Source organism: Bombella dulcis (assembly GCF_026385505.1).
Classification (GTDB): Bacteria; Pseudomonadota; Alphaproteobacteria; order Acetobacterales; family Acetobacteraceae; genus Bombella; species Bombella dulcis.
On the sequence record NZ_JANIDV010000002.1, the window covers coordinates 284582 to 302604 of the forward strand.

Sequence of the window (18023 nt, forward strand, 5' to 3'; positions counted from 1 at the left end):
ACAATGGCAGTCGTTCACAGACGGGGGCTGTATAAAGTATTTTTTAATGTGGGAAAAGAAATTCCGGCCTCAGCGGCCATTCAGGCCTTTCCTGCGGATTTCAGGAAAGGCCTGCGTCAGAATTTACGACGTGGCCATCTTTCTGGGGAGAGCAATGGTCGGCACGGCTGTCTGTGTCCTGTCCACATAGGGTCCTTCAGCGATGAGCTGTATGGACAGCATGTCCCGTTCACGGATGGCCGGGACACCCTCCAGAGACAGGAAGGCATTGCCGTTCGTCCAGCGGCAGGGGCTGCTTTCCACCACATCCCAGCCGAGGGCATGGCGGTCCGTCAGATGGTGGATCAGGCAGTGTGTCTGGCTGCCCTGATAGAGTTCCACCGTCCCGACGAGCACACCAAGATTGCGGCGGTCATCCACATAGACCCCGACCGTGTCACAGGGGCGGCTCGTGCGTGAACGGAGATGGAGGGAGCAGACCCCTTCCGGTAGAAGGAAGATGGCCTGATCCCGCACACGGCGGATGGGGTAAAGCACCTCTCCCGTATCGGTCACCAGATGGAAGTCTGAATCCGGCGTCAGGGTGACGGGAGGTACCTGCCGGGCAAAGCCGAGAGACCGTGCCCGGCTGTCCAGCATGTCATGAAGGGGCTGGATGGAGGCGACGTCCACGGCGAGTGGGGCGCAGGCATCCTTTTCCCAGCTTTTGGACGGTGGAAAGGTCACAATGTTCCCCTGCTGTTGGAAGCTCATGTCGTGGAAGCTGCGACGGCTGCTGCCGGAACTGAGGTAACTCTCCGTGGCCACATTGTTGGCATGGACGATGCTGTGGCGTGCTGTCTCGAAATGATAATAGTCGTAGGAGAGAAGGTCACGGTCATAGAAAATGGACCGGTGATTGACGAGCATCCGTACCGGCACGAAGTGACCGTTGAGATGAGTGTATGTTCTGATGTCAGATAAAGGTCGGCATCCGGGCAGTTCTCTCCCAGAGCGTTCCTGCTGATGCAGACAGCATAGCCCGCACGGTCGTCCGGAAGGTCAGGCTGGACCGTGACATAGCCACGCCCCACCCATGTCACCGTTTCCGGTATCTGGCTGCCGACAGGACCGGTCAGGACATGATCGCCAACGGCAAGAGTTTCAACCGTCTTCGGACCGTTTTCCGTGGCGATCATGGAGCCGGGCAGGAAGCAGGCGATGATGATGGCGGTCGCACACGCATTGAAGTCCCATGTGGCGGTGCTGAGCGTCACGGGGGAGCCTGGCGTTGCCGGATTGCCCTGAATGACGGAATCAGTGCTGGTGCAGGGGAAAATCTGGAGATAGACGGCATATTTTCCCGTGCTCGTCGCCTGGGCCAGTGCGGCCAGCCCGGAAGATTCTGCGGGAGTCAGGATGCCATCCCGCGTGTTGATGGAGGAGACGCCCGTGAGCTGGAACTCTGCAATGATGGCAGGTGTGGGGTGAGGAACGTATTTGTAGGAAAATTCCCCAACATAGGCCCCCGTTACCTGCACGGTCGCATTCGTGCCGGGAATCTACATGTTGATCGTGACCTGGTCCCCCGCTTGGCTGACGGACGTCCCGCCGGAGACTGACAGGTTGTAGACGGGCTGATTCTGACTGATCTGCGAATTCGCATTGAGTGTGGTCGGCCTGTAGGAAACCTGTCCGTCAGGGTCCGGGGCAGAAGGAATGATCGCAGGACCAAACCAGAAACCGGGGGCACCAGAAGTGTTGTATTTTCCTGCATTGGGAGCCTGATTGGAGTACTCTTGCGATTTGTCCCATGTGAGAGTCATGATCTTCCTCTGTTCTCAGGGCGCGAGCCTGTCAGTCTGATGACCTAGTATGAAGCAGAGTGATGGTAACGTGGGTTCTGTGGTATTTTTGTGGTGTATTTCAGGAAGGTTTATGGATGGCCTGCAATAATTTAAACAGGAATTTCATTTTTTACTTTTTGTAAATGATCATATTACTGGGACTAGAAGCGGCTTTCGACCTGAAATGGTGGGTATTGGGGTTATTTTCCCAGTCAGGCTAGGGTGATGGCTCTCTATGCCTTATCTTCTTTTGCAGGAAGGGATCGGATGGATATGATCAAGGCCAGCATGACACGATCTGCGGGGCATGGGCCTGTCGTGGATGACACCAGGAACGGCAAGGACGGGCAGGAATGCAAGATACTGGCCGAGCAGGCCACGGACTGCCTTCTGGACTATCTGTATGAGGAGCCGAAGGCACTGGTGGATGACAGTGCCCTGTTCCTGCTGGAGATACAGAAGATATGGCGGCAGCATGATGTTGATGAAACGGCCATCTGGCGGGAACTGAACGAGCGGATTGACCTTTCATCCGATTTGCTCAAACGTGGCATCCGTGCCCGCAAGGGGGGGCGTTACCGGTCCACCAAGCTGCCCTGACAGTAGGCGGATATTACGGGATTCATGGTGGGGGAGTGATGGAGCCGCAATGACAGGCCTGCACGGGACATTTCTGGAACATCTGGGGTTGATGGACTGGGGCATTCTGGCTCTCATCGGCCTTTCGGCCCTCTGGGGGCTGGTGCGGGGTCTTTCGCGGGAGAGCGGAGCGTTGCTTGTCTGGGTTGGCAGTTTCTGGCTGGTCGGCCGCTGGGGCGGGCCGGTCCTGGCCCATCTGGGGCCGTTCATTGCGCCGTCTTTTCAGGGATCGCCCGTTTTCATCTGGGGTGGCCGCCTGGGGCTGTTCGTGTTCGTCATGATCATCCTGAATCTGGTGACGACCCAGCTGGCCCGGGGCATGAGGGGGCTGCTCTCCGGGCCGCTGGATGCGCTGCTGGGGACCGGGTTCGGGCTGGTGCGGGGGTATGTCGTGCTGGTCCTGCTTTTCTGTGCCGGCAGCTATCTGGCACAGGACTGGCTGGAGGCCGCCATGCAGGGGAGTGTCCTTGCCCCCTTCATCGTGCGGGGTGTGGCTTTTTTGCAGGGTTATATACCGCTTTCATGGTCGGAACATCTTGCGTTTCTGCCATCGAATAGCCATTGAAGGGGGGTCGCAGGCATCACCCTGACGGACAGGCATCCCTGACGTGGGGGAATGACCAGTTTTTTCAAGGGGTTGGCTGCCTGTGCCGCTGTGCCACTCAGAGAGAGCGGGATTCGCCCGTCAGGTTTGCTCCATCGATATGTCTTTTCCTGAATCGTCCAGTCGTCCTTACGAGGAATGTGGTGTTTTTGGTGTCTGGGGTGTGCCGAATGCGGCAGCACTGACGGCTCTCGGCCTGCATGCCCTCCAGCATCGTGGTCAGGAGGCGGCAGGTATCGTCAGCTTTGATGGCGAACTTTTCCACCAGCACAAGGCTCTTGGTCTGGTGGGGGACGTGTTCGGCAATCAGGATGTCATTGCGGGTCTGCCGGGTGAGGCCGCCATCGGTCATAACCGTTATGGCACGACGGGTGGCACTCACGTGCGGAATGTCCAGCCCATCTATGCTGATTATGCCTTTGGCGGGCTGGCCGTGGCACATAACGGCAACCTGACCAATGCGGCCACCCTGCGCAAGGCACTGGTGCAGCGGGGTTGCATTTTCCACTCTACGATGGATACGGAAGTCATCGTCCATCTTATTGCGATTTCACTGTATGACACGGTGATTGAGCGGCTGATGGATGCGGCGAAGAAGATCAAGGGGGCCTATTCGCTCATCACCCTGACACCGGAAAACGGGATGCTGGGGATGCGGGACCCGCTGGGCGTGCGTCCTCTGGTGCTGGGCCGTATGCCGGGGCATGAGAAGGAGAAGGGCGGCTGGGTGCTGGCCAGCGAGACCTGTGCGCTGGACATCATCGGTGCGGACTATGTGCGTGACATTGAGCCGGGTGAGATTGTCGTCATCAACTCCGAGGGTGTGAAGTCCCTCTGGCCTTTTGGTGAGGTCGGGCGGCGTTTCTGCATCTTTGAATATATCTATTTCGCCCGGCCGGATTCCGTTCTGGAGGGCCAGTCCGTCTATGAGGTACGGACCCGCATCGGCAGCGAGCTGGCACGTGAGAGTGGGGTGGATGCCGATATCGTCGTGCCCGTGCCGGATTCAGGGGTTCCATCTGCCATTGGCTATGCGCATGAGAGCGGCCTGCCCTATGAAATGGGCATCGTGCGGAACCATTATGTAGGCCGGACCTTCATCCAGCCGACCGATCAGGTCCGTAATCTGGGCGTGAAGATGAAGCACTCTGCCAACAGGGCCGTGCTGGAAGGCCGCCGGGTCATTCTGGTGGATGATTCAATCGTGCGTGGCACGACATCCCGCAAGATCGTGGACATGGTCCGGGCTGCCGGTGCGAAGGAAGTGCATATGCGCATCACCTCTCCGCCGACCAAACATCCCTGTTTCTACGGGATTGATACGCCTTCCGAGAAGCATCTTCTGGCAGCTCGTCATTCGCTGGAGGAGATGTGCAAGGCCATCAATGCGGACAGTCTGGCTTTCATCAGTTTTGATGGTCTGTATCGTGCTCTTGGCCGTGAGGGGCGTCCTGCAGAGAACCACACGAACTGTGACGCCTGTTTCTCCGGTGATTATCCTATCACGCTTGTGGATAAGGAAGGCAAGCTGATCCAGCAGTAAGAGGCTCGTCAGAGCTATTCAGGAGAAGCTTGCATGAATGCTACATGAGAAAAAATACTTATCAAGTATATATTATTATGGATGAGGCATGTTTAAGATTTACGAGTGTAATGGTGATTATAAGATGTGATACAATGAGTTCATACTGAGTAATTTGAATTAAAATGAGAATTATAGATATAATAAAATATAATGAGATAAAATAGGTTAGGTTCATGATTTATATTTATATCTAGGAGCGGGCTGGATAATGGTATGGTCGGGAAAAATTTAAATATTTACATTGATTCTCTTCCATGTTTATTTTATTGTATATAGAAAAATAAGCAATGGGGAGATATAATTTAATTTTTTTAAGAAGAGAAGGGAAAATATCGACAAAAATTGTAATAACACCTTGGAATGTTATTTTGTGATGTTTTTCACATGGTGTGTAGTGACTTGTATTTAATAATGGTGTTCTGGGGGGTATATGATGTCCTGTATGTTTTGATATGATATAAGGATTGTTTATGCTGATATGTATTTAGAGGACGTAAGGGAGATTGTTGGCCTCAAGCGGAGGCCTGCCACAATATAACATGGAGCAGGATGCAGGCAAGAAGGGAAGGTAATGAGTGGTTTTGATTTCTTGAATTGCTTAATAGGCGGGCGTCAGACCAGCTTCGGCGGGTACGGGAACGTCCGTTACAGGTTCTGAGATGGCGGGGTTGTCCGGAACGGACGGCCCCAGTCTCCGCAGCAGCGAGACATGAAAAAAGGGCCTGACGGAACATGCCGTCAGGCCCTTTTTCTTGTCTGTCAGACGATACTCAGGTCATGCCTTGGGAAGCGTGATGTTGGGCTGGAGCATCAGTTTCGGGTCGGCAACACGGTCATACTCTTCGCCTGTCATGAAGCCGAGAGTCAGGGCACTCTGGCGGGGGCTGAGACCGTGTTCCACGGCATGATGAGCGACCTGTGAGGCCCTGTCATAGCCGATGCTGGGGGAAAGAGCCGTAACCAGCACGAGGGAATGGTCGAGCTGCTGGCGGATATGCTTTTCATTGGCCGTCGTGCCTTCAATGAGAAAGCGGCGGAAGTTCTCCATGCCATCGTGCAGGAGGGTGAGGCTCTGCATGATGTTCTGGATCATTACGGGCTTATAGGCGTTCATGTCCAGCATTCCGCTGGCACCACCCATGCCCACGACCACGTCATTCCCTATGACCTGAAGGCAGAGCATCGTCAGGGCCTCGGCCTGTGTCGGATTGATCTTGCCAGGCATGATGGAAGAGCCGGGTTCATTCACCGGCAGGTTCAGTTCACCAAGGCCGGCCCGGGGGCCACAGGCGAGCAGGCGGATGTCATTGGCGATCTTGAAAAGACTGCCTGCCAGTGTCCGCAGGGTGGAGGACAGATGCACCAGAGCATCATGTGCCCCCTGAAGGGCGAACTTGTTGGCTCCGCTGGAGAAGTCCAGCTGGGTGAGGCGGGCAATCTCTTTGCAGGCCCGTGCGGCGAACTGGGGGTCCGTATTCACGCCAGTGCCAAGGGCCGTCCCCCCCAGGGCCAGTGGAAGAAGCCCGTCCCGGGCCTGTTCCAGCCGCTGGAGATTGTCTTCCAGCATTCCGGCATAGCCTTCCCATTCCTGTCCCAGCGTGATGGGTACGGCATCCTGAAGATGTGTCCGGCCAACCTTCACGATATGTTTCCACTGCGCTGCCTTGTGGGCGATGGCTCCGTGAAGCCGCTCCAGAGCGGGGATCAGGCGGCGGTGGGCCGTCAGGGCACTGGCGATGTACATGGCACTGGGGAAGGTGTCGTTGGTGGACTGCGCCATGTTCACATCGTCATTCGGGTGCAGCGGCTTCTTGCTGCCCAGTTTCTGGCCGGTAATCTGGCTGGCCCGGTTGGCGATGACCTCATTGACATTCATGTTGAACTGCGTGCCGGAGCCGGTCATCCAGACATGAAGTGGAAAGTGGCGGTCATGCATCCCGCTCATGATCTCGTCACAGATGCGGACGATGAGGTCCGCCTTTTCCTTTTTCAGCCGTCCGCTGGCAGCATTGGCCACGGCGCAGGCCCGTTTGAGAATGGCATAGGCCTCGATCATTTCACGGGGGATGAGTTCCTGCCCGATGCTGAAATAGCGCAGCGAACGCTGGGTCTGCGCCCCCCAGAGGGCTGTCTGGGGAACGTCAATCGGGCCGAGGCCATCGGTTTCTGTGCGGTTTGCCATGAAGGGAGGTCCTGCCGGAAGGGAGTGAAAAAGAAGGGGTCAGGCTGCCTGATAAGGCTGGTAATGGGGCTTCCAGCTCAGGGCGGAGAGGGCGTCTTGCAAGGCGGCATCATCAAAGGCAGGGCAGAGCTGTTCTTCCTGTGCCTGCCGGACCACGGCATGAGCTACATGCAGGGCGACGTCCTGAATGCCCTCCAGAGGGGGCAGGAGCGTGGTGCCGCCCGCTTTCAGGGGGGAGAGGGCTGCCACGGCCTGTGCGGCCGCCATGATCATCCCTTCGCTGATGGTTTTTACTCCGCAGGCCAGCGCGCCAAGCCCGAGGCCGGGGAAGATGTAGGAATTGTTGGTCTGGTCAATGGGGATGCTGCGCCCGTCAATTTCGACTGGCGTGAAGGGGCTGCCCGTACTCACGATGGCCCGTCCGGCTGTCCATGTCAGGATGTCCCTAGGCGTGGCTTCGACATGACTGGTCGGGTTGGAGAGCGGGAAAATGAGCGGACGGGTGCAGTGTGAGGCCATGTCCCGGATCATCCCTTCCTTGAAGAGACCCGCCTGCCCGGAAACGCCGATCAGGATGGTCGGGTGGTTCTGGCTGATGATGTCTGCCAGTGTGCGCCCCTGTCCGTCTTGGGAGGTTTCATCCTGACGGGCAAAGAGGGCCTGTCCTTCGCTCAGCCCTTCCATGTCGTGGGTCAGCAGGCCGTTGCGGTCAGTGATGTAGAAGCGTTTCAGAGCGTCTTCCTGCGAAAGTCCTTCTGCTTTCATGGCGGCAAGAAGCAGTTCGGCAATGCCGATGCCAGCGGCCCCGCCACCGGCAAAGGCAATGCACTGCTGTGCCAGCGTTTCGCCCTTGGCTTTCAGGCCACTGAGAATGGCGGCCGTGGCGATGCCTGCCGTGCCCTGGATGTCATCATTGAAGCTGGGCAGGCGGTCCCGGTACCGCTGGAGCAGCGGGGCAGCATTGCGTCCGGCAAAATCCTCCCAGTGCAGCAGGCAGTCCGGCCAGCGACCGAGCAGGGCCGTGACGAATTCCTCGATGAAGTCATCATAATCCTGGCCCCGCAGGCGGGGGCTGCGGCTGCCGATATAGGTGGGGTCATTGCGGAGCGTGGCGTTGTCCGTGCCGACATCCAGCATGACGGGCATCATCAGGGCCGGGTTGATTCCGGCGCAGGCTGTGTAAAGGGAGAGTTTGCCGATGGGGATGCCCATGCCATTGGCTCCCAGATCGCCCAGCCCGAGGATGCGTTCACCATCCGTGACGATCACGAGGCGGATGTCATCATGGGGGACGGCAGCCAGACGGTCCGCCATGTGGCCCCGGTCGGCTCCGGACAGGAAAATGCCCCGTGGTTTCTGCCAGATGCGGGAGAATTCCTGGCAGGCATGTCCGACACCCGGCGTGTAGACGATGGGCATGAGTTCCGTAAGATGCTTCTGCATCAGGGCGTAGAAGAGGGTCTCGTTACTGTCCTGAATGGAGCGGAGGCGGACATGCTGTTCCAGAATGTCGGTCGTGCTCATGATGGTTTCGTAAGCCTGCGTGACCTGCTCCTCCAGAGTATGAATGCCGGAGGGCAGCAGACCATGCAAGCCCAGGGCCGTACGCTCCTCCCACGGGAAGGCGGTTCCCTTGTTGAGAAGCGGGTCATTCAGCACTGCCATGCCACGCTGGGTGACGGGGCGGGAATGAGGCGTAGCGGACATCGGGTATGATCCTCCGGAATCATGGCAGGCTGGAAAACGGGGGCGATGATAGGCTCATGGGGGGTGAAAAGGAACCCGCCTTCATCCCCCGTTTTTCATCCTCTGTTAAGCCGCAGCCACCGGTCCCCGGCAAAGCGGAACTGGGCGAAGATGAAGCCCGTGACCAGCCCTCCCAGCATGAGCGGGATGACCCAGAAGGAGAATGGCGCAAAAAGCTGCGGGAAGAGCAGCCGGGTGAGGCCCAGGATGAGGGCCAGCCCGCACAGGGAGCAGGTCAGGTTCTCCCGTCTGACAGGGCCATAATGTTTCTCGGCATGACAGTGGGAGCAGTGGCTGGCGGTGGTCTGGATGGGCTGATGGCAGCAGGGGCAGGCACTCAGGCTGCGCCGGGGCAGGGCATGTGTGGCATTGTCCAGCCGTGTGGCGGCACTGCGGGTCAGGCGGGCGAAGGGAGAGAGGCTGGATTTCATGGTTTGCTGCCCTGTGTGCTGGGAGGTGGTGTCATGGTGCTGATGGGGGGCATGATGGGCGATGTCCTGAAGGCTGATGCCGAAGCCGGAATCTGGCTGGCAGGCTGTGGCCCGAAGAAAGGCTGGCCGTTGATGGCATAGAGCAGCAGGGCCAGCACGGGGATGAGCAGCAGGGTGGCAAGGCCGATGATCCTGTGGGCATTGCCAGAGCCGGACAGGCTCCGGGGCGGCGTGGAGACATGGTTGATGATCTCCCGTTCCGTTTCGATGCGGGCGGTGTCATAGGGCTGTTTTTCCAGAAGGCCGGCATGGCGGTCCCGTTCCAGCGCATCAAGGCGCTGCCGGTAGAGGGACAGGGTCGGGTCTTCCGTCTGGGAGGACAGGCGTGCCCGCATGATGAGGCTGAGGCCGATGGGCAGCCCGATGAACAGACAGATGAAGGCGACGATCAGAAGTGACATGGTGGGGTCAGTCCTTTTTCAGCAGGCTGTCCAGAGTGCGGCGTTCTTCCGGGGTCAGGGGTGCGGGCGAAGGGGCGGAACGGCGCCAGAGGCGGCGTGCCAGTCCCAAGGCCACCATAAGGCTGAGTACGGGCATAAGCCAGAGCAGAGCCGTCACGGCGTAGAAAGCGGGACGCAGGCGGATGAATTCCCCATAACGCTGGACCATCCATGCTTCGATGTCCTTCGGGGAATGTCCCTGCTGGAGCTGCTGGCGGACGATGTGGCGGAGGTCCCTGGCCAGAGGGGCGGAACTCTCCTCGATGCTCTCATTCTGGCAGACAAGACAGCGGAGCTGCTGGCCGATCTGCTGGGCTTTCTGTTCAAGGGCCGGGTCGGGCAGCATTTCATCCGGCGTGTCCACGGCCAGAGAGGCCGGGATGGTGAAGAGCAGCAGGAAGAAGGCCAGCAGCAGCCGTCTCATGGCGTTCCCTCCAGATGCGGGCGGATATGGGCCTGATAGAGGGCGTCCGTCAGTCCACCCGTCCTGTGCCAGACAATCCGTCCCCCGGTCTGCGGGGCGGGCATGATGAGGAAGGCTTCCGGCACGCCGGTCACGCCCCAGTCTATGGCGGCCTGCCCTTCCTGGTCCATGCCCAGCCGAGTGAAGGGATTACCTGCCTGTTCCAGCCAGCGGGCTGCACTGGCAGGCTGATCTTTATAGCAGAGGCCCCAGAGAGCCAGCGGAGCGGTCCTGTTCACCAGAGAGGTGGCGAGCTGGCGGATGAAGGGTATTTCCTCCACGCAGGGCAGGCACCATGAGGCCCAGATGAAGAGCAGAACCGGCTGTTTCAGGCTCTGGAAGTTCTCGCGGGCCAGACCGGGCAGGGCGGGTGCATCAGGCAGAGGCGATAGAGTGGGGAAGTCGGGAACGGGCTGGCCTGTCAGGGGGGTGTTGATGGCTCTGGGGTCAAAATGCCCCTGATTCAACCCGTGCAGCATACGGACAAACCCTGCGCCCAGCCCGGCAGCTCCCAGAGCGGGAAGGGCGGCAAGAAGATGGCGGCGTGTCAGCTTCATGCCCGGGCCTTCCCTGCCGAGTGTATCAGACGCCGCCGTGCGGGCAGAAGATGCAGCACGCCGCCAAGAGCCATGATGATGCCGCCCAGCCATATCCATGAGGCCAGGGGATTTTCATGCAGGCGCAGGATGGCCGTGTAATGGCCCTGTCCCTGCGGGTCATGCTCTTCCTTCACGCTGCCAAGGGCGGCATAGAGGTCTTCCAGCGGGCGGTGAAGAATGGCGACATGCAGCGTGCGCTGGCCCTGCTGGGGAAAGAGGCGGATCTGTGGCGTCAGCTCGGCAAGGACCGGCCCGTGAGTGTCACGCTGACGGATGGTCAGATGTGCTTCCACGGCTTCATAATTGGGGCCGTGATGGGCTGTCAGGGCCGTGAGTGCCCAGTCCCGACCGGCCAGCGTGGCATGGGTGCCGGGTCTGGCCTCTATGAGACGTTCCTGACTGCCCGCCATGCCACAGAGGCCGAGGATGGTCACGCCCACGCCGATATGGGCAAGGCTGGCGGCCCAGAGGCTGCGGGGCAGGCGATGAAGCTGACGGTCACCTTTCGGCAGGGCCTGAAGGCGCAGGGCGAGGTCACAGAGGGCCGCACTGATGACCCAGAGTGCCAGCAGGGCGGTAGAAGCGGCCAGAGGCGTGGGGAACAGCCAGAAGGCGGGCAGGATGGCTCCGGCAGTGATGAGCAGGGCCGGGGCCAGACGGGGCAGGAGCCTGTCCGCTCTGGCCTGCCGCCACGGCAGGGCCATGCTCACCCCCATGACGGCCAGCAGCGGCAGGGTGAGCGGAATGGTCGTGGCATCAAAGAAGGGTTTGCCAACGGAGAGGGTGCGGCCAAAGAGAAGCTGCATGAAGGGCGGATAGAGCGTCCCCGTCAGCACGACGGCGCAGAGCGTGCAGAGCAGGATGTTGTTGAGCAGCAGGGCACCTTCCCGGGAAAGGGGAGAAAAGCCTGTCTGCGGGACAGGCAGGGCAGGGGCACGGATGGCAAAGAGCAGCAGGCTCCCTCCGCCATACAGGCCCAGCAGGCCCAGAATGAACAGTCCCCGGGCCGGGTCATTGGCAAAGGCATGGACGGAATTGAGAATGCCCGATCGCACCAGAAAGGTGCCGGAGAGGGAAAAAGCGAAGGTGGCAATTGCCAGCAGCAGGCACCAGCCCTGGAGCAGGTTGCGTTTCTCCACGACCAGAACGCTGTGGAGCAGGGCCGTGCCCGTCAGCCACGGGATGAGGGCGGCATTTTCCACCGGGTCCCAGAACCAGTATCCCCCCCAGCCCAGCACGGAGTATGACCACCATGAGCCAAGGGTGATGCCCAGTGTCAGCAACGCCCATGCGCTGATGACCCACGGGCGCATGTAGCGTGCCCAGAGTGCCTCGGTTTTTCCGTCCAGCAGCGCACTGATGGCAAAGGCGAAGGGCACGGCAAAGCCGACATAACCGCCATAGAGCAGCGGCGGATGCACGGCGAGGCCGGGGTCCTGAAGGAGCGGGTTCATGCCCATTCCGTCAGCCGGAACAGGCCAGAGCCGCAGGAAGGGGTTGGAGGTCGTCAGGCAGAAAAGCTGGAAGCCCGCCCCCACCAGCCCCAGCAGGGCCAGAAGCCGGGCACGCAGGCGGCAGGGCAGCCTCTCCGGCCGGGTGGCATTCTGGCCGGGGAGCAGGGCCAGCCCTGCACACCACAGGGCCAGCAGCGTGACCCAGAGCAGCAGCGAGCCTTCATGATTGCCCCAGAGGCCGGCGATCTTGTAGACCCACGGTTTGCTGATGGCGGAGGTCTCGGCAATGAGCTTCAGGGAGAAATCATCTCCCAGGGAGGCGACGATGAGGCAGGTCCAGGCAAAGAGCAGGGCAAGGCACTGGCTGAGTGCCAGAGGGCGGGCCAGAGCCGTCAGGGGGCTGTCAGCCCGGCGGAGGCCGATCAGCGGCAGGACACCCTGCATGAAGGCTAGTGCGCAGGCGAGGGCCAGAGCAAAATGCCCGCCCTCGGGGCAGAACAGGGTCGCCAGTGTGGTCATGTCACTCCGTGGCCCCCGATCCGGTCGTCTGGATGGGCGGGGGAGCGGTCATGCTGTTCCAGCTGGCGGCATCGGGGGGCGGCCCGAAACGGGGATTCCATCGGCCACTTTTCTGGAGGGCATCGGCGACCTCCTTGGGCATGTAGGTTTCGTCATGCTTGGCGAGGACTTCACTGGCCGTGAAGCCGTGTCCGTCATACCGGCCCAGAGCCACCACGCTCTGCCCTTCCCGGAACAGGTCCGGCAGGATGCCCTGATACTGTACGGTCACGGCAGCCTGCCCGTCTGTTACGTCAAAGCGGGCTTCCGGCGTGCTGTCCGTGGCATGGCTGGTATGGAGGGAGCCTGCCACCACCATGCCGCCCAGCCGGATGGTCTGGGAAGGGGCAGGAGGATGGGCCACCACCTGTGACGGGGCCATGAAGAAGACGATGGTGCTGGAAAGTGCGTTGAGGATCAGGCCTGCCGCACTGCCAAGGCAGAGAAGACAGGCCAGAATGATCCAGAAACGCCCGGTTTTGCGGCGGGAGAAGGAAAGTGACGCAGACATGACGTTTCCGTTTAAAGACAGGAAGGCAGGCTGTTAATCATTTTCCTGCCTGTCAGGCTGATCGGCCGCCATTTTCTGAAGGCGTTGCAGGAGGGCAAGCCTTTTCGTGGCACGGCGGAGGCGGAACAGGCTGCTGCCGACCATCACGGTCAGGACCGTGATGACCAGCCCGTAGCTGGCCAGCACGAAGCCCCAGTGAGGGGGCCAGAGGGAGGGCTGAATCATGCCGGTGGCTCCCGCAGGGCGAGGGACTGGGCACGGCGTTCCAGCAGGGCGGCACGGGTGCGGATCAGCAGCAGGGCAAGGCCTGTCAGGGTGAAGCCGAGCGTGCAGACCAGCAGGGGGTGGAACATGCTCATGGACATGGCCGGTGCCCCGGTCAGAGTGATGCTGTCAGGCTGGTGCAGGGTGTTCCACCACTGCACGCTGAATTTGATGATGGGCAGGTCCACCACGCCAGCCAGAGCCAGAAGGGCGGCGGCACGCTGGCCCCTCATAGGGTCGTCAAAGGCCCGGATGGTCAGGATATGCCCGACATAGAGGAAGAAGAGCACGAGCATGGAGGTCAGCCGTGCATCCCAGACCCACCATGTTCCCCAACCCGGTTTCCCCCAGAGAGACCCGGTGATCAGGCACAGGGCGGCGGCGGCGGCACCCGGTGGTCCGGCTTCAAGCGCGATGACACCGGCCAGCGGATGCCGCCAGACGAAGGACAGCACTCCGCAGAGGGCCAGCAGCACATAGCCTGCGGAGGCCAGCCACGCCATGGGAACATGGAGATACATGATGCGGACCGTTTCGCCCTGCTGCCAGTCTGCCGGGGCAAAGCACAGCCCCCAGACCAGCCCCGTGGCCAGCACGGTCAGCCCGAGAAGCAGGCAGGGGACCGTGACGGGGCGGGTGACGTGCAGGAATCGGGCCGGACTCTGTGCCCATCGGCCCGAAGAGGAAGGAGAAGGACGCATGGGGTGGAGTATGGCGGCTTCCGGCAGGGAAGAGAAATGAAAAAAATGACACCATGCCGCCGCCGGTCACGGTGGACGCAGGAGCGGCACGCTTTGAAAAAGCCCTGAAGTGAGGCATTGTAAAGCGGAATGCTATACACGATATGGCTGCACGTATGGTCTGCCGGACGGAAAAGACTGGACGTCCCGGCCCGGACAACAGGGAGACAGTGACGCATGGCCTTCTGGCTGATCAAATCAGAACCGGCCTCCTTTTCGTGGGAGGAGCAGGTGAAGAATGATGTTGAACCGTGGACGGGCGTGCGGAACTATCAGGCCCGCAACAATCTGAACGCCATGAAGTGCGGGGACAGGGCACTGTTCTATCATTCCGTGACGGAAAAGCGCATCGTGGGCGTGGTCGAGGTCGTGCGGGCGGCCTTCCCGGACCCGACGGCGGATGATCCCCGCTGGGTCTGTGTGGACGTGAAGGCTGATGGTGCCTTCCTCAACCCCATCTCGCTGGCGGAGATCAAGGCGGACCCGGCCCTGGAGAACATGGCACTGCTCAGGCAGTCCCGCCTTTCTGTTGCCCCAGTGACGGAGGAAGAATTCGCCTACCTGACCCGCAGGGGGCAGTGGGAAAAAGCACAGTAAATGACGGACCGGCCCTTTCGGGCGGCCGCTCCGGAAAGAGGAGATTCAGACCATGACGGAACAGCGCAAGGAACATGTGCCCAGTGCGAGCTTCCTGTCTCAGGACCTTGATACGGAGGCCCTCTCCCAGCTTCATGCCGTGCTGGATGGGGTGGAGAAGGGCCGGGGCACGCTGGCCCGTCTGGGGGACCTGATGGGCGGTGCCGTCGGTCGGGCCACGCATCTGGGGCTTCAGGGTCTCTCCCTTGCGCCGGGCCTTCAGGAGAAACTCCATAAGCTGGCCGGTTCGGCACTGGATCAGGCCTACCGCCTCGCCATTCTGGGGCTGGACCGTCAGGGAGGATCAGGCTCCAGCACGCGGCGTGAGAATCTGATTCAGGCGGCTGTGGCGGTTTCCGGTGCGGCGGGTGGTTTTGGTGGCTTCATGAGCATGGCTCCGGATGTCGGTTTCACCACGCTGGCCATCATGCGGGAGATTGCCGCCATCGCACAGGAGAATGGCGAAGACCTGCGCAGTGAAGAGACGCGCCGGGCCTGTCTGGAAGTCTTCGCCCTGCGGGGCATGGGTGAGCAGAAAGGTGAGGGTGAACTGGGCTTCTTCGCTGCCCGTGGCCTGATGCGGGGCCAGCCTCTCGTGATGCTGATGGCCGAGGTGGCGGGCCATTATGGCATGGCCCTGTCCCGCAAGCTGGCGGCGCAGATGGTGCCGGTGGCAGGTGCCCTCTGTGGCGCGGCCATCAATTCAGCGTTCCTTGCCCATTACAGGGCACTGGCCAGAGCGCATTTCACCATCCGCAGGCTGGAGCGCACGCACGGTTCCGCCGTGAAGGAAGCGGCTGATACCTACCGGGGAAGCCGGTCCGAGGGTTGATCTTCAGGGTCGGGCATGACGGGAAGAAGGCGGGTTCCATGATGGTGCCCGCCTTTTTTCATGCGGGATGACCGTCAGTGCCGGCTCATGTGGTGGAGCTGACGGAGTTCCAGCAGTCCGAAAACGAGAATCCCCATGATGGCAAGGACCCGCATGATGCCCATGAGGGGACTTAGTGCAGGCCAGACAAGCTGTAGAAGAAAGGACAGGCCCAGAGCGATCGTATAGATGTAGGTCTGCGATGAAGGACGTGATGGGGAGGTGCTGGACATGATTCGGCGTCTCTGCATGGAAAGGTGACGAATGGAGCTTATCACATCTGACCTGCTTCTGCGTGCCTATGGGGCAGGGCTGTTCCCCATGGCCCCGGATGAGACGAGCGAGGAGTTGGAATGGTTCTGCCCTCAGGAGCGGGGCATCATCCTCCTGGATGAACCGGCCCTGCCCAGACGGCTGATGCGGACCGTCATGGCGGGCCAGTACCGTCTGTGCAGTGATGAGGATTTTGATGGCATGATGCAGGCCTGTGCCCAGATGACGCCATCCCGCCCGGAAACATGGATCAGCGGGCGCATCCGCCAGCTTTATGGGGAGCTGCACCGGCAGGGCCATGCCCATTCCGTGGAGGTGCGGGACAGGGAGAGCGGTGCCCTTGTCGGGGGGCTGTATGGCGTGTCCCTCAGGGGAGCCTTTTTCGGGGAGAGCATGGTGTCCCGTGTGCGGGATGCCTCCAAGATTGCGCTGGTGCATCTGATGGCGGCCCTGCGGCAGGGGGGGTACAGCCTGCTGGATACGCAGTACGTCACTCCACATCTAGCCACTCTGGGCTGTGTGGGCGTGCCGGCTGCCATCTATGAGAAAAAGCTGGAGGCAGCCATGCAGCAGAAAGCCTGCTGGCCGGATGACGTCAGTTTTGAGGCTTTACGGCCGGAACTGGAGAGGCTGGGGGAGCGTTCCACAAAGAGGACCGGCTGATGGGGTATTTTCTCTCTGGTCCTGTCATGGTGGTCTGATATGCTCTGGCCGGTTTCAGGCAGGCAGGGCCTGTCGCTGGCAGGGTGATGTTGAGAGGGAGAGTGTTCATGCAGTGGCGTATCGGGGGAGCCTCGCAGGGGCAGGGTGACGCAGGCCGGAGAGCAGGTATCGTCATGGTGGCCGCTTTCGGGACGGTCATGATGCTGGCCAGTGCGGCTGCCGGTGCGGCCCCGGCCGGGGATCATCCCCCGCTCTCCCCCACACGGGATGCCGTGGTGACATACCGTTTCCAGACACAGCTGTTGCAGGGCCGGGATGCCGCCATTCCGGAACATCAGGTGACAGTGTCTTTTGCGGCCTCGGGAGACCGCCTGCGGATTGATCCTGATGACGGGCAGAGTGCCACCATTCTTGACCGGTCTTCCCAGATCATGACGCTCGTCAGCATGAAGGAGCGGCGTTACGTTCAGCTCCGTCCCATGCACGGGCTGCACAATCCTTTCTTCCTTGGTCTGGGGATGACCTATCACGCTGGCGACATGAAACAGATTGCGGGCGTGTCCTGTCGCGAATGGACCATCGACAGCCCTCATGGCAAGGCAACGGCCTGTGTGACCGGGGATGGCGTGATTCTTGCCGAGGATGGCGTGGATGCGGATGGCTTGTCAGGGCATCTTGAGGCTGTCTCCGTGCGGTATGAGGATATTCCGGCAGACCGTTTCCAGCCGCCTGCGGATTTCCAGAAGTTCAATCCTTTTGCCAAGCTGAAGCAGTCTGCCCATCCGGCGCAGGTGCAGCCCGTGCCGGGGACAAGGCTTGATGGCGGCCCCCGGATGGGAGTGGATACCGTGACACCAGACCAGCCGCACAGCCCGGATGATTCCGTGGGGGATGGCAGCGTGGCGCATAGTGACCAGCCAGATAGTGCGGAGCGGTAAGACCATGACACAGAAGACAGTGATTGAAGAGACAGCCCTGGCCGTTGGCAGTCCGGCACCTGATTTCGTGCTGGAGGGCATGGGACCGCAGGGCGGGGAGACCGTGAGCAGCGAGGCTCTTAGGGGGCAGCCTTATCTCCTCTATTTCTACCCGAGGGCCTCGACGCCGGGCTGCACCACGCAGGCCTGTGACCTGCGGGATCATCTGGCTGAACTGCGTATTCCCGGTGGAGAGGGGCTGCGTGTGCTGGGTGTCAGCCCGGATGGCGTGAGCGCGCTGGAAAAATTCATCACGAAACAGGCTCTGACCTTCACGCTCCTGTCGGACATGGATCATGCTCTTGCCGAAGCTTATGGCGTGTGGGTGCCAAAGAAACTGTACGGGAAAGAATTCATGGGCATTGAGCGCAGTTCTTTCCTGATTGATGCCGGGGGGAAGGTTGCCGCTTTCAGGCGTAAGGTCCGTCCGGCACAGCATGTTGCATGGGTGCAGGAGGCTCTCTCCCGGCTCTGAGGATGGAGCCTGTCCACTGTTCCGCC

At 60.5% G+C, this 18023-nt stretch carries 20 protein-coding genes and 1 pseudogene; 8 read left to right on the forward strand and 13 right to left on the reverse strand.

All coding sequences use genetic code 11. The annotated features are described in order from the left end of the window. Nucleotides 1-123: 123 nt before the first annotated feature. Both NQF87_RS04725 and NQF87_RS04730 read right to left on the reverse strand, forming a co-directional pair. Nucleotides 124-1178 (reverse strand): annotated as a pseudogene (locus NQF87_RS04725) (Hint domain-containing protein). A 363-nt stretch (nucleotides 1179-1541) separates the two neighbouring features. After that, entirely contained in the window at nucleotides 1542-1805 is a 264-nt protein-coding gene (locus NQF87_RS04730) for a hypothetical protein (RefSeq protein ID WP_266127262.1), read from the reverse strand. A 288-nt stretch (nucleotides 1806-2093) separates the two neighbouring features. Between NQF87_RS04730 and NQF87_RS04735 the strand changes: the two genes are divergently transcribed. The 3 genes from NQF87_RS04735 to purF all read left to right on the forward strand — a co-directional run bounded on the left by NQF87_RS04735 (nucleotide 2094) and on the right by purF (nucleotide 4612). After that, complete coding sequence (locus NQF87_RS04735; protein ID WP_266127263.1) at nucleotides 2094-2426, forward strand: hypothetical protein; 333 nt, start codon at nucleotides 2094-2096, stop codon at nucleotides 2424-2426. A gap of 49 nt (nucleotides 2427-2475) precedes the next feature. Further along, nucleotides 2476-3030 carry a CvpA family protein gene (locus tag NQF87_RS04740; protein ID WP_266127264.1) on the forward strand — a complete coding sequence of 185 codons (555 nt, stop codon included), beginning with the start codon at nucleotides 2476-2478 and terminating at the stop codon, nucleotides 3028-3030. A gap of 139 nt (nucleotides 3031-3169) precedes the next feature. Beyond that, a complete protein-coding gene (gene purF, locus NQF87_RS04745) occupies nucleotides 3170-4612 on the forward strand; it encodes an amidophosphoribosyltransferase (RefSeq protein WP_266127265.1) in 1443 nt (480 codons plus the stop codon). 817 nt (nucleotides 4613-5429) lie between these two features. Here purF and NQF87_RS04750 read toward each other — a convergent pair. From NQF87_RS04750 to ccmC, 10 genes are all read right to left on the reverse strand, one after another. Beyond that, nucleotides 5430-6836, reverse strand: a complete 1407-nt coding sequence (locus NQF87_RS04750; RefSeq protein WP_266127266.1) for a class II fumarate hydratase — start codon at nucleotides 6834-6836, stop codon at nucleotides 5430-5432. A gap of 39 nt (nucleotides 6837-6875) precedes the next feature. Beyond that, complete coding sequence (locus tag NQF87_RS04755; protein WP_266127267.1) at nucleotides 6876-8543, reverse strand: NAD-dependent malic enzyme; 1668 nt, start codon at nucleotides 8541-8543, stop codon at nucleotides 6876-6878. Nucleotides 8544-8638: 95 nt separating this feature from the next. Continuing rightward, on the reverse strand, nucleotides 8639-9013 hold the full coding sequence (locus NQF87_RS04760; protein ID WP_266127268.1) for a hypothetical protein: 375 nt from the start codon (nucleotides 9011-9013) through the stop codon (nucleotides 8639-8641). Continuing rightward, nucleotides 9010-9474 (reverse strand): c-type cytochrome biogenesis protein CcmI, encoded by a 465-nt coding sequence (gene ccmI / locus NQF87_RS04765; protein WP_266127269.1) that lies wholly within the window; start codon nucleotides 9472-9474, stop codon nucleotides 9010-9012. The genes NQF87_RS04760 and ccmI overlap by 4 nt, the downstream gene beginning before the upstream one ends. Nucleotides 9475-9481: 7 nt before the next feature. Continuing rightward, entirely contained in the window at nucleotides 9482-9937 is a 456-nt protein-coding gene (locus NQF87_RS04770; protein ID WP_266127270.1) for a cytochrome c-type biogenesis protein, read from the reverse strand. Continuing rightward, on the reverse strand, nucleotides 9934-10533 hold the full coding sequence (locus NQF87_RS04775; protein WP_266127271.1) for a redoxin domain-containing protein: 600 nt from the start codon (nucleotides 10531-10533) through the stop codon (nucleotides 9934-9936). The genes NQF87_RS04770 and NQF87_RS04775 overlap by 4 nt, the downstream gene beginning before the upstream one ends. Next, on the reverse strand, nucleotides 10530-12530 hold the full coding sequence (locus NQF87_RS04780) for a heme lyase CcmF/NrfE family subunit (protein ID WP_407652008.1): 2001 nt from the start codon (nucleotides 12528-12530) through the stop codon (nucleotides 10530-10532). Before NQF87_RS04780 ends, NQF87_RS04775 begins: the two co-directional genes overlap by 4 nt. Before the next feature lie 19 nt (nucleotides 12531-12549). Beyond that, nucleotides 12550-13098 carry a cytochrome c maturation protein CcmE gene (gene ccmE / locus NQF87_RS04785; protein ID WP_266127273.1) on the reverse strand — a complete coding sequence of 183 codons (549 nt, stop codon included), beginning with the start codon at nucleotides 13096-13098 and terminating at the stop codon, nucleotides 12550-12552. 33 nt (nucleotides 13099-13131) lie between these two features. Next, nucleotides 13132-13323 carry a heme exporter protein CcmD gene (gene ccmD, locus NQF87_RS04790; protein WP_266127274.1) on the reverse strand — a complete coding sequence of 64 codons (192 nt, stop codon included), beginning with the start codon at nucleotides 13321-13323 and terminating at the stop codon, nucleotides 13132-13134. Then, nucleotides 13320-14063 carry a heme ABC transporter permease CcmC gene (ccmC, locus tag NQF87_RS04795; protein ID WP_266127275.1) on the reverse strand — a complete coding sequence of 248 codons (744 nt, stop codon included), beginning with the start codon at nucleotides 14061-14063 and terminating at the stop codon, nucleotides 13320-13322. Before ccmC ends, ccmD begins: the two co-directional genes overlap by 4 nt. 216 nt (nucleotides 14064-14279) lie before the next feature. Here ccmC and NQF87_RS04800 point away from each other — a divergent pair, with 216 nt between their 5' ends. Both NQF87_RS04800 and NQF87_RS04805 read left to right on the forward strand, forming a co-directional pair. Beyond that, nucleotides 14280-14699: an EVE domain-containing protein gene (locus NQF87_RS04800; RefSeq protein ID WP_266127276.1), complete on the forward strand. Its 420-nt coding sequence runs from the start codon at nucleotides 14280-14282 to the stop codon at nucleotides 14697-14699. A gap of 52 nt (nucleotides 14700-14751) precedes the next feature. After that, nucleotides 14752-15570 (forward strand): EcsC family protein, encoded by an 819-nt coding sequence (locus tag NQF87_RS04805; protein ID WP_266127277.1) that lies wholly within the window; start codon nucleotides 14752-14754, stop codon nucleotides 15568-15570. A gap of 74 nt (nucleotides 15571-15644) precedes the next feature. On the opposite strand, the gene NQF87_RS04810 is transcribed toward NQF87_RS04805, so the two are convergent. Next, nucleotides 15645-15842 (reverse strand): hypothetical protein, encoded by a 198-nt coding sequence (locus NQF87_RS04810; protein ID WP_266127278.1) that lies wholly within the window; start codon nucleotides 15840-15842, stop codon nucleotides 15645-15647. Nucleotides 15843-15873: 31 nt separating this feature from the next. Here NQF87_RS04810 and aat point away from each other — a divergent pair, with 31 nt between their 5' ends. The 3 genes from aat to bcp all read left to right on the forward strand — a co-directional run bounded on the left by aat (nucleotide 15874) and on the right by bcp (nucleotide 17997). After that, nucleotides 15874-16545 carry a leucyl/phenylalanyl-tRNA--protein transferase gene (aat, locus tag NQF87_RS04815; protein WP_266127279.1) on the forward strand — a complete coding sequence of 224 codons (672 nt, stop codon included), beginning with the start codon at nucleotides 15874-15876 and terminating at the stop codon, nucleotides 16543-16545. 107 nt (nucleotides 16546-16652) lie between these two features. Then, entirely contained in the window at nucleotides 16653-17483 is an 831-nt protein-coding gene (locus NQF87_RS04820; RefSeq protein ID WP_266127280.1) for a hypothetical protein, read from the forward strand. 4 nt (nucleotides 17484-17487) lie between these two features. Continuing rightward, complete coding sequence (gene bcp / locus NQF87_RS04825; protein ID WP_266127281.1) at nucleotides 17488-17997, forward strand: thioredoxin-dependent thiol peroxidase; 510 nt, start codon at nucleotides 17488-17490, stop codon at nucleotides 17995-17997. Nucleotides 17998-18023 lie beyond the last annotated feature (26 nt).

Coding starts and splice junctions, on each gene's coding strand:
- NQF87_RS04730 (WP_266127262.1), bottom strand. CDS start 1,805: ATGACTCTCACATGGGACAAATCGCAAGAGTACTCCAATCAGGCTCCC.
- NQF87_RS04735 (WP_266127263.1), top strand. CDS start 2,094: ATGGATATGATCAAGGCCAGCATGACACGATCTGCGGGGCATGGGCCT.
- NQF87_RS04740 (WP_266127264.1), top strand. CDS start 2,476: ATGACAGGCCTGCACGGGACATTTCTGGAACATCTGGGGTTGATGGAC.
- purF (WP_266127265.1), top strand. CDS start 3,170: ATGTCTTTTCCTGAATCGTCCAGTCGTCCTTACGAGGAATGTGGTGTT.
- NQF87_RS04750 (WP_266127266.1), bottom strand. CDS start 6,836: ATGGCAAACCGCACAGAAACCGATGGCCTCGGCCCGATTGACGTTCCC.
- NQF87_RS04755 (WP_266127267.1), bottom strand. CDS start 8,543: ATGTCCGCTACGCCTCATTCCCGCCCCGTCACCCAGCGTGGCATGGCA.
- NQF87_RS04760 (WP_266127268.1), bottom strand. CDS start 9,013: ATGAAATCCAGCCTCTCTCCCTTCGCCCGCCTGACCCGCAGTGCCGCC.
- ccmI (WP_266127269.1), bottom strand. CDS start 9,474: ATGTCACTTCTGATCGTCGCCTTCATCTGTCTGTTCATCGGGCTGCCC.
- NQF87_RS04770 (WP_266127270.1), bottom strand. CDS start 9,937: ATGAGACGGCTGCTGCTGGCCTTCTTCCTGCTGCTCTTCACCATCCCG.
- NQF87_RS04775 (WP_266127271.1), bottom strand. CDS start 10,533: ATGAAGCTGACACGCCGCCATCTTCTTGCCGCCCTTCCCGCTCTGGGA.
- ccmE (WP_266127273.1), bottom strand. CDS start 13,098: ATGTCTGCGTCACTTTCCTTCTCCCGCCGCAAAACCGGGCGTTTCTGG.
- ccmD (WP_266127274.1), bottom strand. CDS start 13,323: ATGATTCAGCCCTCCCTCTGGCCCCCTCACTGGGGCTTCGTGCTGGCC.
- ccmC (WP_266127275.1), bottom strand. CDS start 14,063: ATGCGTCCTTCTCCTTCCTCTTCGGGCCGATGGGCACAGAGTCCGGCC.
- NQF87_RS04800 (WP_266127276.1), top strand. CDS start 14,280: ATGGCCTTCTGGCTGATCAAATCAGAACCGGCCTCCTTTTCGTGGGAG.
- NQF87_RS04805 (WP_266127277.1), top strand. CDS start 14,752: ATGACGGAACAGCGCAAGGAACATGTGCCCAGTGCGAGCTTCCTGTCT.
- NQF87_RS04810 (WP_266127278.1), bottom strand. CDS start 15,842: ATGTCCAGCACCTCCCCATCACGTCCTTCATCGCAGACCTACATCTAT.
- aat (WP_266127279.1), top strand. CDS start 15,874: ATGGAGCTTATCACATCTGACCTGCTTCTGCGTGCCTATGGGGCAGGG.
- NQF87_RS04820 (WP_266127280.1), top strand. CDS start 16,653: ATGCAGTGGCGTATCGGGGGAGCCTCGCAGGGGCAGGGTGACGCAGGC.
- bcp (WP_266127281.1), top strand. CDS start 17,488: ATGACACAGAAGACAGTGATTGAAGAGACAGCCCTGGCCGTTGGCAGT.